Source organism: Pedobacter sp., assembly GCF_037719805.1.
Classification (GTDB): Bacteria; Bacteroidota; Bacteroidia; order Sphingobacteriales; family Sphingobacteriaceae; genus Pedobacter.
Window position 1 is genome coordinate 838,444 of record NZ_JBBJLZ010000001.1, and the last position, 12,727, is coordinate 851,170.

Consider the following 12,727-nt stretch of genomic DNA (forward strand, 5'->3'; position numbering starts at 1 on the left):
TAAACCGAACAAAGTGACCACCAAGTACAAAAAGATTTTCTCCGTTCTTATTAAATCCGGCATCGTGTCATTTGCGTTTTGGTTTATTTATAATAAGCTTACAACCAACCAGAATCTTCGGTTATTCGGAAATCTGCTAAGCGATATTCCCCAATTAGAAATCATTGTTGTTTTGGGTGTGGTAGTCACCTTAATGTTTGTGAATTGGGGGTTAGAAGCGTTGAAATGGAAGAGTTTAATTTCCAGTGTAGAACGTATATCGGTATGGAGAGCGATAGAATCGGTGTTCTGTGGACTAACATGGGCAGTGTTTACACCAAATAGACTGGGAGAATATGGCGGCAGAGTTTTCTTCTTGTCACCTAAGCGAAGAATAGTTGGCGTTGTAGCTATGGCAGTTGGAAATATAGGTCAGATGGTGTTGACCAATGTCTTTGGAGCAATTGCACTCTGCTTTTACATCTACCGTTTCGCCGATCTTGATTACAGGCTGTTTTATGCGTTATTGGTGCTCTCAATAATGTTTTGCGCTTTTTTCATCATCTTCTATTTTAACATAAAGTGGTTAAATGGGTTACTGCTCTCTATGAGGATCACACGGAAGTATAAGAAATTTTATAGCATCCTTGGAAGATATCAGAAAATTGAATTGCTCAAAATACTGCTTTTTTGCCTGGCGAGATACGCCGTATTCAGTAGCCAGTATTTCATCTTATTTTACTGGCTTATTCCTCAGATTCATTATCTGGACATACTAATGATGGTCAGTATTCTCTTTTTTGTCCAGTCTACTTTGCCTTCTTTGGACCTGTTCGATATTGGGGTCAGAAGCGTTACAGCCTCCTATTTCTTTAGCTCAGTTACTGATCAGGATGTGGCCGTCATTGCATGTACAGCAAGCATTTGGCTGATAAATATTATAATTCCTGCTATCTTAGGCGCATTCTTTGTGATTAAACTCAACTTTTTTGGAAATACTCAGCGCAATTAGCTTTTTCTCCTATCTGCTTACCTTGATATATGTGTTAATCGTCTGCTCTTTTATCAGAGGATGGAGCCGGTTGGCAGATTTTGTTAAACCTACCGAACACGTAGGATCGACTATAGTCTCGATCATTGTAGCCGCAAGAAACGAGGAAGAGATTATCTCCAACACCATTGAAGATCTGCTTTGTCAAAGCTACCCAGGACGTTTGACTGAAATCATTATTATTGATGACCATTCAACGGATAATACCGCTAAAATAATATCTTCCTATGCCGCACAGGGCGTCACGTTGATTTCCCTAAATGAATCCAATGCTTTAAACTCTTATAAAAAGAAAGCCATTCAAACCGCGATTGGGCAGTGCAAAGGCGACTTGATTGTTACTACAGATGCCGATTGTAGAATGGGTAAGGACTGGCTGGTTACTATTGTAGCTTATTACGAGCAAAACGACTTCAAGATGATCTCGTCGCCAGTAGCCTATTTTCAAGAGAAAAGCTTTTTTGAGCGGGCTCAGTCACTCGAGTTTCTTTATCTGATCGGACTTGGAGCCTCAACTATAGGCAACGACCAACCATCGACATGTAACGGAGCAAACCTTGCTTATGAAAAAAAAGCTTTTTATGAGGTCGGTGGTTTCACTGGTATCGATGATCTTGCCTCCGGCGATGATGAGTTGCTGTTGCACAAAATGGCTGCGCGCTATGGCAACAAGATTGGTTTTCTGAAAAGCAAAGTAGCAATAGTATATACTCATGCTAAATCTACCCTGGGTGAATTTATACAACAGCGGAAAAGATGGGCTTCTAAAAGTACTAGATACAAAAACAAGGGCATCATCGTTCTTGGTGTAACGGTATGGGTTTTTAACGTCAGTATCATCCTGAATTTGCTGGCAGGCATTTTTATCTTTGAGCTTTTCAAAGTAGCGGTTATACAGCTTCTCATCAAGATAGTATTCGAGTTTCTATTTTTACTTGGTGTAACAAAGTTTGCTGGCCGACAAAAACTTTTGGCACTGCTTCCAATTCTAAACATCATGCATATCCTGTATATTGTTTATATTGGCATTGCTGGTAATTCAGGTAAATACAACTGGAAAGGTAGGATGGTAAGGTAATGAGTCAAGATAACAGCCCCTCGCAAAAGATATGGAAACGTTTTAAAAAAGACAAGTTCGCTCTGGCCGGTCTTACTTTCATATTAATTCTGATCCTGATGGGTATTCTGGGCTATCTAATCACACCGGACAAGACCCCCCAGGCAAACACCATGCATTTACAATTGAGTAACAGAAAGCCAGGTCGCAGCTTTCAATTCCTTATCGTTAGCAGGAATCAAAGCATCAGAGAAGTTAATATTTTAGAGAAGATGCTTTATGGTCAGGAGCTCAACTATAAAAGTATTCCTGTTACTTCTGTCAGGAAACAAGGCAGCTATATTTATGCAAGGGAATATATCGGAGACGATGAACAGGCGGAAGAGAAGGCTTATCCATTGGTCTCCGGGGAATACCTTTACCAGCAAAAATTCCTGTTAGGCACAGATATCTATGGTCGTGATTTGCTTAGCCGGCTTATTCTAGGAATTAGAGTATCGCTTTCTGTAGGCTTGATGGCGGTGCTGATCTCCTTATTTATTGGCGTTGGACTGGGCGCGATTGCGGGTTACTTTGGGGGCAAAGTTGATGCGTCTATCAGCTGGCTGATGAATGTAATCTGGTCTTTGCCTTCCTTACTGCTCGTCATTGCAATTTCATTTGCTTTAGGGAAGGGATTTTGGCAGATCTTTATTGCGGTGGGACTATCTACCTGGGTTGATGTAGCCAGGCTTGTTAGAGGTCAGGTAATGTCTCTTAAGGAGGTAGAGTTTATAGAAGCATCTAAAGCCCTTGGTTTTTCCACAACAAGGATCATCATCAAGCATATTCTGCCTAACATTGCGGGACCGATACTGGTGGTTGCCTCTGCCAATTTCGCTGCTGCTATTTTACTGGAGACTGGACTCAGCTTTTTGGGTTTTGGAGCACAACCGCCTATGCCAAGCTGGGGAACTATGATCAAAGAGCATTACGGCTACATCATAATGGATGCCGCATACCTTGCTATACTTCCAGGAACGGCGATTATGCTTACAGTTTATGCATTCAACCTGCTTGCAATAGGATTGAGAGACGCTTTCGATGTAAAATCTCAAAATATTTCGGTTTAGACGAATATTACTAACTTTGTGCTATGTTGTTGAATTGCTATCAGGAAGATTTGTTGGAGGCGGGATGTGATGAAGCAGGAAGGGGTTGCCTCGCCGGACCTGTTTTCGCAGCGGCGGTGATTTTGCCAAAAGGTTTCGATCCCGGTGAGCTCAACGATTCAAAAAAACTTACGCACCAGCAACGCTGTGCGCTTAGGCTGATCATAGAAAAGGAAGCAATTGCCTGGGCAGTTGCAGCGGTTGATAATATCGAGATTGACAAGATCAATATTTTAAACGCATCTTTTCTCGCTATGCACCGTGCCGTAGAGAAGCTGGCCATTCAGCCTAAACACTTAAGCATCGACGGAAACAGATTCCATGCTTATCCAAATATTTCTCATACCTGCATAATTAAAGGGGATGGCAAATACTTAAACATCGCTGCAGCATCTATTTTAGCGAAGACCCACCGTGATCAGTACATGGCGGATATTTCTTTGCAGTACCCTCACTATCAATGGCATCAAAACAAAGGGTATCCGACAATTATTCATAGAACAGCCGCCCTGGAACACGGGCTATCACCATATCACCGTAAAACTTTCACAATTTCAGATCCCCAACTAGAACTCTTTTTAGAAAGCGAAGGATAATTAGTATTTTCACTCTAAGTGAAGACGCTTATTCTTACAAATAGAGTCCCTTTTCCACCTAATAGTGGGTATCCGATAGTTGTTTACAATACTATCAAAGGATTATTGCGTCTTGATGTTGAAGTCACTTTATTCAGTATTAATCCCCTCAAGAACAAAGTAGATGTAGAGGATATTTACGACCCGGTATTCGAAAACATCAAGTTTCACTCCTTCAGTCTGGATACAGATGTAAACATTTGGGGCGCGCTATTCAATATCTTTTCCAATCAGTCCTACAATGTCTCCCGTTATTTTGATGAAGAAGCAGGAAAGCTCCTGGAAGATATTTTAAGAGAAAACGTCTTTGATATTGTGCAATTCGAAGGTCTTTTCGTGGTCCCTTATCTTGACATTGTCAAAGGAAATAGCGCTGCGAAGATTATCTACAGGGCACATAACATTGAGTTTGACGTGTGGGAGCGGGTAGCCATGATTGAGCGGTTTACCCCGAGACGCAAATACCTTCAGTTCCTTGCGAGACGGCTAAAGGTTTACGAAACGGAGCAGATCAATCGTTTCCATCATGTTTTTGCAATCAGTGAACAGGACAGACAAAGCATTCTTCGTTTCGGGTGTGCGGTAGGCATCGAAGTGTTTCCTGTTGCACTTGACTTCGACAGGTACATTATCGGTGAAAGTAAAAACACTTTTCCAACGCTTTTTCATTTGGGCGCGATGGATTGGCGACCAAATAAAGAGGGCTTGGAGTGGTTTCTTGATGAGATATGGCCCGACATTGAACCGCTAAATAGCGAGTTAAGGTTTTATATTGCCGGGAAAAATATGCAGCGTGAATTCTTTAATTATGATTCTGAAAATATTGTAGTGGAAGGAGAGGTCTTTGACGCGGTAGAATTTATAAATTCCAAAGACATCATGATTGTTCCTATGCTTTCAGGAAGTGGAATGAGGGTAAAAATCATTGAGGGTATGGCGATGAAAAAGTGTATTATCGCTACCAGTATGGCCGCAGAAGGGATAAAGTGTAACCCTGGCAAGGATATCCTGATCGCAAATACAGCTGATGAATTTTACAGGTCTATACTCCAGTGCCTTACGAATCCAAATAAGTGGCGTGAGATTGGTGAAAATGCTAGAAAAACTGTTGAACGCGACCATGATATTTCGAAGATTTCTCAAAAGATGCTGAATATCTATCAAAAACTGATAAGTGCTTAAATTTTCATTAATTTCGCCCAAGTTTTACAGATACTTCATATGAACACTACCGCACTTACAGACAAACACATATCACTTGGCGCTAAAATGGTGCCCTTCGCAGGTTATAACATGCCCGTTCAATATGAAGGGATTAATGTTGAACACAATGCGGTTAGAACAGGTGTGGGTGTATTTGACGTAAGTCACATGGGTGAGTTCATTTTAAAAGGTGAGCATGCATTGGATCTTATTCAGCGTGTCACAAGCAATGATGCTTCCAAGCTCTATAATGGTAAAGTACAGTACTCTTGCCTTCCTAATGAAGATGGTGGTATAGTAGATGACCTTCTGGTCTATCAAATTGATGAGAAAACTTATATGTTGGTTGTGAATGCTTCCAATATTGAGAAGGACTGGAATTGGATCCAAAAATACAACACAAAAAATGTTGAGATGCACAACATCTCAGATAAAACCTCACTCCTTGCTATACAAGGTCCTAAGGCCGCAGAAGCTTTGCAAGCGCTCACCGATGTCGACTTAGCTTCCATGGAGTATTACAGTTTTGTAAAAGGCACTTTTGCAGGTGTGAATAATGTGGTTATATCCGCAACCGGCTATACAGGGGCAGGAGGATTTGAGATCTATTTTGACAATGAGCATGCCTTTAAAATCTGGGATGCTATTTTCGAATCAGGAGCTTCACTGGCGATCAAACCAATTGGTTTGGCTGCAAGGGACACTTTGCGTTTGGAAATGGGTTTCTGCTTGTATGGCAATGATATTGATGACACTACTTCGCCTATTGAAGCCGGACTGGGTTGGATCACTAAGTTCACAAAGACGTTTACCAATTCTGAAGCACTGCTTGCGCAAAAAGAGGCAGGCATCAAACGCAGGCTTGTCGGGTTAGAGATGATTGACAGGGGTATTCCACGTCATGATTATGATATTGCTGATGCAGATGGAAATATCATTGGTAAGATTACTTCAGGCACTCAGGCTCCTTCATTGCAGAAAGCGATAGGCATGGGTTATGTGAATAAAGGCTTTGATAAAGAAGGTACAGAGGTTTTTATTGTGATCAGAAATGCCAACATCAGAGCCAAAGTAGTAAAGTTTCCTTTTTATAAATAGGCCATCGCTATATGGAAAAACGTCTGGAGGTTTGCCTCACTCCCGCTTTACTAGATCTCTATTCAATTGAAGATAGCATAGTCGTTGTTATTGATATATTAAGAGCAACTTCATCAATAGTCTACGGGATCGATAATGGCGCCACTGCGATTATTCCTGTTGCACAAGTTGAAGATTGTCTAGCGTATGCAGACCAGGGATTTCTGTTAGCTGCAGAGCGCAACGGAGAAGTGGTACAAGGGTATGACTTCGGAAACTCCCCCTTTTCTTACGCCAAAGATAAGGTCGCAGGAAAAACAATTGTATTGACCACAACGAACGGTACTAAAGCTTTACATCTCGCCAGGGAACGTGCCCATCAGGTTGTAATTGGCTCCTTTCTAAATCTCGAAGCACTATGTTCCTGGATCAAGTTGCAGAATAAAAGCGTTTTACTCTTATGCGCAGGGTGGAAAGATAATTTCAATTTAGAAGATACTTTGTTTGCTGGTGCTGTCATATCAGAGCTTAAACAACACTTCAATCATTTTGATGATGCAAGCGTTGCCGCAGAAGACTTATACCAGCTTGCTAAACCAGACTTAAGGGCTTACATCAATAAATCATCACATAGCCATAGACTTGCTGCGCTAAATATTGAAGAAGATGTTAAGTTTTGCCTGCAATATAACATCTGCAAAGCCATTCCTGTATTGGACGGAACTCGGTTGGTAGCGATCAGCGCTTAGCTATGGTTTTTCAATCGGTTTTTTAGCCAGAAACTTCAGACTTTCGTTGTTCTTAATCGTCTTTAAGGTCTCTTCATAAGCAAGCCAATAAATGGTTTCCGCCTTGTTCATGTCAAACGTATTAATCTCGCCCATACCTTTTGGTTCGATCAAGACATTACAAAACGATGCTTTCTCTTCCATATCCTTGTTGATAGACATGATACTTGCGCGGGTAATCAAAGATGTAATATTGGTAATCTTATTCACAGATTTTAAATGGTTACATGACGAGCCAATAATAAAGTCGCAATCTTCCATAAGGGGCTCTACAGGGAAGTTATTTAGTATACCACCATCGACATACATCTGATCATTAATCATAATTGGCCTAAAAATCCCGGGGATACAGCTCGACGCCTGAATGGTTCTGATCAGGGGGCCTTTGTTAAAGTAAACCAATCTGCCCTCACTAAAATTGGTGGCAGCTATAGTTAATGGAATTTTTAAGCTCTCAAAGCTATCATCAGGGAGATAGTCTTTAAGTATCTCAGAGGTGTGTTCAATGTTAATCAAGCCCAGAGCACTAACTGCTGGCCTGATGAATCTTAATAGCCTTGTCTTTATAAATATATTCAGTCCCTCTTCGGGGTCAATCCCTGCAGCATAAAAGGCTCCTGCAATAGCGCCTGCACTTGTGCCACTAATATGGCTAAATTTAATGCCCGCATTGATAAAGGCTTTTAATACACCTAAATGTGCGATTCCTCTAATCCCTCCGCCTGATAAAACTATTCCAACTTTCATACTCACATCATTTTGGTTTGTACTTTGAACCGGTCAGAATAATTTGTGCATCCCTTTCGGCCATTAGCTGCTGGAGTGTAACGTCCTTATTCTCTTGCATATATTTCTTAACGATCTGCCAACCCATCCATACGCCCAATTTAGGGGCAGACTGATTTTTGTCTCCAAGGCCCGGCGTAAATGGACCCTCACTTAGGTAGACCTGGATCTTCTGGTAATCTGTTTCAAATAGCAGGTCATTCTCCAGAAAGAACCCCCATATATCCGCCTCATAGGTTTTACACCATTCAATTTGTTGAGATGTGTAGCCGATCTTTAGACTGTCGGATAACTCTTCATTCAGTACCTGATCCATAAAATATAAAATCTTTCCATTGTGGATCATTTTTGAAATTAAAGTCCTGTCTTCATCACGCTCAGGAAAAAGTTCCTCACGGGCAAAGGTTTCCGTTACTCTGGTGGGCACATATTCTGGGGCGAAGCGGCGGGATAGGTAAGCAGGGACGCTCCGTATAATTCCTTTATAGAATGGACTGTTCTTGCCCATAAACATGTCTAAGCCGATACCCAAATATTGATCCCCAATTGGCGTTTGTACTGCAAAGCCAGAAACAAAGGAGATAAATCTAGGGGTTTTGCTTTTAGGATAATAGTATTTGATGTACTTGAAAACCTGTGTTAAATCGCCCTCAATATTTGCAATATTAGCAAATGCGCCTTCTGCTTCTTTGTTCAGATCACTGTAAGCCTTGTCATTATAAAGCGTAGATAAGATCTGCGGACCACTGTAATTGCCATCACCGACGATTCTTTCCACATAGTCTCTATAAAATATGCCGTATTTTTTACTTAGGAAGGCGTCCGTCTGAACAATGTCTTTTCCTTTGCCTGCAAAGAGATCTTTATCGAATCTTTCTATTTTTACATTTACAGAAACTTCTCCTACATCAGGCCTGTTGTGCTGTTTACACGACATAAGTACAGATAGCATCACAAGAAGAACCAGGCGATCACCAGCGCAGCGCTTAATAGCTTTTAAAATAAAAAATAGATAGCTTTGGCGGTGTATGGGTTTGTACGTCATTACTAACAAATATAATTATGAAAAGAACATTTATTGGGTTAATGCTTTTGTTTTTTACGGGTACAGTCTTTGCTCAGGACCCCTCTTCTCCATACTATGGCTTTAGATTGGGGCTTACAGCGCATCCAACTATTGGCTGGGTAAAGCCAGACATTGGTAAAAGCAATGGTGTTTCACTTGGGTTCTCCTACGGAATCATTGGCGATTTCAACTTTACTCAAAATTATAGCTTCGCTACAGGCCTTACCATAACAACTGTAAATGGTAAAAGCACAGAGGTTGTTGTCATTAATAACGATCCAGGACCAGACTCCCAAGCAGAATATGGGCTGAAGTATAAGATCCAATATGTAGAGCTTCCACTTACGTTAAAATTGAAGACAGTAAAAATTAACGAAGTGAGGTACTACGGCCAGTTCGGATTGTCTAATGGGATTTTAATAGGTGCTAAGCAAGATGCTGACATGACTAACGGAACCTCAATGAAAGACATCAATATAAAAGACGACATCAAATTTTACCGTGCCGGGTTGATCATAGGGGCGGGAGCAGAATTTGAAGTTTCAGGTAACACAAGCCTTACTACAGGCATAACCTTCAATAACGGATTTACCGACATCACAAGTTCGAAAAGTTCGACCGTGAGAAACCATTATATAGGCATTAATCTTGGCGTGTTTTTTTAAGAAAGTTTTATGAAGATAGCACTGGCGCAACTGAACTACCATATTGGAAACTTTGAAGCCAATACAAAGAAAATAATAGATCACATACAACTGGCTAAAAGTAAGGGGGCTGATCTTGTTGTTTTTGCAGAACTTGCTGTCTGCGGCTACCCGCCAAGAGACTTTCTGGAGTTTGACGAGTTTATTGAACTGTGTCACAGTTCTGCATTAGAGATTGCCGAGCACTGTCACGGAATTGCTTGTATCATTGGTCTTCCTATCAAAAATGATCAGATCGCAGGGAAAGATCTTTATAATGCTGCTTACTTCATCGAAGAGGGAGAAATAAAAGCGACTGTAAAAAAGGCGCTATTACCTAACTATGATGTCTTCGATGAATACAGATATTTTGAACCAGGAGTAGAGTTTGATTGCATTCACTTTAAAGGCAAAAAGATTGCCTTAACCATTTGCGAAGACCTTTGGAACATCAATGACAATCCATTATATGTTTCAAATCCGATGGACCAATTGATTGTTCAACAGCCAGATCTGATGATTAATATTGCGGCCTCACCTTTCTCTTATTTTCATGATGACAGAAGGATGGTTGTGTTAGCGAACAACGCTAAAGCGTATAATCTGCCTTTGTTGTATGTTAATCAGGTAGGAGCTCAAACGGAAATTGTATTCGACGGTGGTTCCCTGGTATTCGATAGGTCAGGAAACCTTTTGGACGAGATGGCATATTTCAAGGAAGACCTTCGTTTGTATGAACTTGAGGGTACTGATATTATCGGTTTTACCCCAAGACAACACACGCCGCCAGCAGATATTGAACAAATCTACAGTGCTTTGATCTTAGGTATTCGCGATTATTTTGTTAAATCAGGTTTCAGTAAAGCAGTGCTTGGGCTATCAGGTGGAATAGATTCTGCTATTGTCTGTGCGCTTGCATGTAGAGCACTTGGTCCTGAAAATGTGATGGCTGTGCTGATGCCCTCGAAATATTCTTCGGACCACTCTATTCAGGATGCAATGAATCTGGTAAATAACTTTGGATGTATGCACGAGGTTATTGCGATTAAAGAAACCGCGGATGCTTTTGAACATGTGCTGAAACCAGCATTTAAAGATCTGCCTCAAAACCTTGCGGAAGAGAATATTCAAGCCAGGTGCCGTGGCATCATCCTTATGGCGATGTCAAACAAGTTCGGTTACATACTTCTCAATACTTCTAACAAAAGTGAATGTGCCGTAGGTTACGGTACTCTGTACGGCGACATGTGTGGAGCAATTGGCGTGATCGGCGATCTATATAAAACACAAGCATTTGAACTTGCAAGGTTTATCAACAAGGATAGCGAGATGATTCCTTTAAATTCTATTGTAAAGCCGCCTTCAGCAGAACTCCGGCCAGATCAAAAGGATTCAGATTCACTACCTGAGTACGACGTGCTGGATAAGATCTTATTTCAATATATCGAGTTGAAACAAAGCTCTTCTTCCATAATTGCTCAAGGTTATGATGAGACATTGGTAAGAAAGGTTATCAAAATGGTTAATACTGCAGAGTTCAAGCGCTACCAAACACCACCCATTTTAAGAGTGTCGCCAAAAGCGTTTGGTATGGGAAGAAGAATGCCAATTGTGGGTAAATACTTGTCTTAAGCTTTCTTTACCCAGCGTCTGTAGGGTATGATTAGTATTAATACCGCGCCTAGCAAACACAATGTTTTTGGTATGTAATCTCCATACAACACGTAAAAGCTGAGCTCGTCATTTAAGTTAATGTCGCCTTTTAAAGCCGTTTGCGTCCACCATTTACTTTGCTGCGTGATATCTCCACGTTGGTTGATAAAACAGGATATACCCGTGTTTGCAGAGCGAACAACGTATCTTCTAGTTTCGATAGCTCTGAGTTTCGCATAGATCAAGTGTTGGTCTTTCCCTGAGGTGTTGCCCCACCAGCCGTCATTTGTGATTATCGCAATAAATTGAGCACCGTTTCTAACCGCTTCTCCAATCCAACCTCCCCATAAGGACTCATAGCAGACTACCGGAACTACGCCAATGCCGCTGTATGCATAAAATACACCTGGCTTATCTTGCCATCCCCAGCCACCAACTGTTCCGCCGAAACCCTCAAAGACCGGTGCTAAGAAGGCAAGAGCCGTCGGAAAGGGCATTTTTTCAACACCGGGAACAAGCTTAGACTTATGGTAAAACTGAACATTTGCAGTATTCTCTATCTGCACTGCCGTGTTAAAGTTGTCATAGTAATCGCCGCTTCCGGTCGGTTTAGCTGATGTTGTCTCTTTGTCTCGGTAGCGTTTTACACTCTCAATGCCTGTGATTAGCGTTCCATTCTTATATTTATTCAAGAACGATTGTGCTGTAATATAAGAGGCACTACTTCTAATTTGATCTTCCTCAGTAGCTTGTGGTATGGCGGTCTCGGGCCAAAGGAAATATTCGGTGTTTGGTTGTCCTAAGGAGTCAGAAAGTTTAATTAAGGTATTCAGTTGCTCCATTGCGCTGATCCGGTCAAATTTGTCATTCGGATCAATATTCGGCTGAACAGTAACCACATTTACAGGTACTTCCTTTTCCTTGTATTGGAAATATCGCGTCATTGAATATGCCGCGGGCACTATCACTACTCCAAGCCATATCAATGCAGGCCTTGATTTACCAGGAGTTGTTTGACTGCCGTATACGGCATAAGCTTCATAAGCTAGAATATTGCTCAATAAGATCCATACAGAACCCCCATAAACGCCCGTATATTCATACCATTGTGCCAGTTGATGCATGCCTGACAAGCCGTTGCCTAGTGTCATCCAAGGGAATGAAAGATCCCAGGTTTGGTGTAAGAATTCCATAGAGATATAAAAGGCAATCAGCCCTGTATATGCGATATACTTGTTGGTAACCCTGTCCAGGCGATAATATAACCAGAAAGATCCAGTCATCAATAAGGCGCCGAGTCCGTATGGTATCAATGACACCAGGGCGGCTACCCATGGATCATTTACCTGAACTATCGCATTATAAACCCAGTAAATGCTTGCCGTGTTCCACACTAAAAACGTTAGTCCGGCAGTTAGAAAGACCCGTTTACCTTTCTTAATTGTTTTTCCTTTTTTGATCGCGTTATACGCAACTAAAAGAGGAACCAATCCAACAAGCAATAGTGGCGTCGTGTATGGAATAGGAGGCCACCCAAGCCACATTAAAAAAGCACTTAAGAGGGCAAGGAGCAATGTTTTCTTGGGGTTCATTCAGAG

12 protein-coding genes are annotated in these 12,727 nt (G+C 41.4%); 9 read left to right on the forward strand and 3 right to left on the reverse strand.

The annotated features are described in order from the left end of the window. Positions 1-13 precede the first annotated feature (13 nt). From WKF66_RS03785 to WKF66_RS03815, 7 genes are read left to right on the forward strand one after another with little or no spacing between them, the layout of a single operon-like run. Positions 14-991, forward strand: a complete 978-nt coding sequence (locus WKF66_RS03785; protein ID WP_489673072.1) for a hypothetical protein — start codon at positions 14-16, stop codon at positions 989-991. After that, complete coding sequence (locus tag WKF66_RS03790; protein WP_489673073.1) at positions 969-2,108, forward strand: glycosyltransferase family 2 protein; 1,140 nt, start codon at positions 969-971, stop codon at positions 2,106-2,108. Before WKF66_RS03785 ends, WKF66_RS03790 begins: the two co-directional genes overlap by 23 nt. Next, complete coding sequence (locus WKF66_RS03795; RefSeq protein ID WP_489673074.1) at positions 2,108-3,199, forward strand: ABC transporter permease; 1,092 nt, start codon at positions 2,108-2,110, stop codon at positions 3,197-3,199. Before WKF66_RS03790 ends, WKF66_RS03795 begins: the two co-directional genes overlap by 1 nt. Positions 3,200-3,222: 23 nt before the next feature. Next, entirely contained in the window at positions 3,223-3,834 is a 612-nt protein-coding gene (gene rnhB, locus WKF66_RS03800; RefSeq protein WP_489673075.1) for a ribonuclease HII, read from the forward strand. An 18-nt stretch (positions 3,835-3,852) separates the two neighbouring features. Beyond that, a complete protein-coding gene (locus WKF66_RS03805) occupies positions 3,853-5,055 on the forward strand; it encodes a glycosyltransferase family 4 protein (RefSeq protein WP_489673076.1) in 1,203 nt (400 codons plus the stop codon). 39 nt (positions 5,056-5,094) lie between these two features. Further along, positions 5,095-6,174: a glycine cleavage system aminomethyltransferase GcvT gene (gcvT, locus tag WKF66_RS03810; RefSeq protein WP_489673077.1), complete on the forward strand. Its 1,080-nt coding sequence runs from the start codon at positions 5,095-5,097 to the stop codon at positions 6,172-6,174. Positions 6,175-6,185: 11 nt separating this feature from the next. Further along, positions 6,186-6,902 carry a 2-phosphosulfolactate phosphatase gene (locus WKF66_RS03815; protein WP_489673078.1) on the forward strand — a complete coding sequence of 239 codons (717 nt, stop codon included), beginning with the start codon at positions 6,186-6,188 and terminating at the stop codon, positions 6,900-6,902. Here the strand turns inward: WKF66_RS03815 and WKF66_RS03820 are convergent, their stop codons facing one another. Next, the gene (locus WKF66_RS03820) at positions 6,903-7,688 is read right to left on the reverse strand and encodes a patatin-like phospholipase family protein (RefSeq protein WP_489673079.1); all 786 of its coding nucleotides are present in this window, start codon (positions 7,686-7,688) and stop codon (positions 6,903-6,905) included. Positions 7,689-7,695: 7 nt separating this feature from the next. Beyond that, positions 7,696-8,772: a gliding motility lipoprotein GldB gene (gene gldB, locus WKF66_RS03825; RefSeq protein WP_489673080.1), complete on the reverse strand. Its 1,077-nt coding sequence runs from the start codon at positions 8,770-8,772 to the stop codon at positions 7,696-7,698. Positions 8,773-8,789: 17 nt separating this feature from the next. Here gldB and WKF66_RS03830 point away from each other — a divergent pair, with 17 nt between their 5' ends. Further along, on the forward strand, positions 8,790-9,458 hold the full coding sequence (locus WKF66_RS03830; protein ID WP_489673081.1) for a porin family protein: 669 nt from the start codon (positions 8,790-8,792) through the stop codon (positions 9,456-9,458). A 9-nt stretch (positions 9,459-9,467) separates the two neighbouring features. Continuing rightward, a complete protein-coding gene (locus WKF66_RS03835; protein ID WP_489673082.1) occupies positions 9,468-11,108 on the forward strand; it encodes an NAD+ synthase in 1,641 nt (546 codons plus the stop codon). On the opposite strand, the gene lnt is transcribed toward WKF66_RS03835, so the two are convergent. Next, the gene (lnt, locus tag WKF66_RS03840) at positions 11,105-12,721 is read right to left on the reverse strand and encodes an apolipoprotein N-acyltransferase (RefSeq protein WP_489673083.1); all 1,617 of its coding nucleotides are present in this window, start codon (positions 12,719-12,721) and stop codon (positions 11,105-11,107) included. The two genes, WKF66_RS03835 and lnt, sit on opposite strands and share 4 nt — an antisense overlap. Positions 12,722-12,727: the final 6 nt, after the last annotated feature.

Bases quoted from the DNA above. Each gene is read 5' to 3' on its own strand.
- WKF66_RS03795 (WP_489673074.1), top strand. From the start codon at position 2,108: ATGAGTCAAGATAACAGCCCCTCGCAAAAGATATGGAAACGTTTTAAA.
- rnhB (WP_489673075.1), top strand. From the start codon at position 3,223: ATGTTGTTGAATTGCTATCAGGAAGATTTGTTGGAGGCGGGATGTGAT.
- gcvT (WP_489673077.1), top strand. From the start codon at position 5,095: ATGAACACTACCGCACTTACAGACAAACACATATCACTTGGCGCTAAA.
- WKF66_RS03815 (WP_489673078.1), top strand. From the start codon at position 6,186: ATGGAAAAACGTCTGGAGGTTTGCCTCACTCCCGCTTTACTAGATCTC.
- WKF66_RS03820 (WP_489673079.1), bottom strand. From the start codon at position 7,688: ATGAAAGTTGGAATAGTTTTATCAGGCGGAGGGATTAGAGGAATCGCA.
- gldB (WP_489673080.1), bottom strand. From the start codon at position 8,772: ATGACGTACAAACCCATACACCGCCAAAGCTATCTATTTTTTATTTTA.
- WKF66_RS03830 (WP_489673081.1), top strand. From the start codon at position 8,790: ATGAAAAGAACATTTATTGGGTTAATGCTTTTGTTTTTTACGGGTACA.
- WKF66_RS03835 (WP_489673082.1), top strand. From the start codon at position 9,468: ATGAAGATAGCACTGGCGCAACTGAACTACCATATTGGAAACTTTGAA.
- lnt (WP_489673083.1), bottom strand. From the start codon at position 12,721: ATGAACCCCAAGAAAACATTGCTCCTTGCCCTCTTAAGTGCTTTTTTA.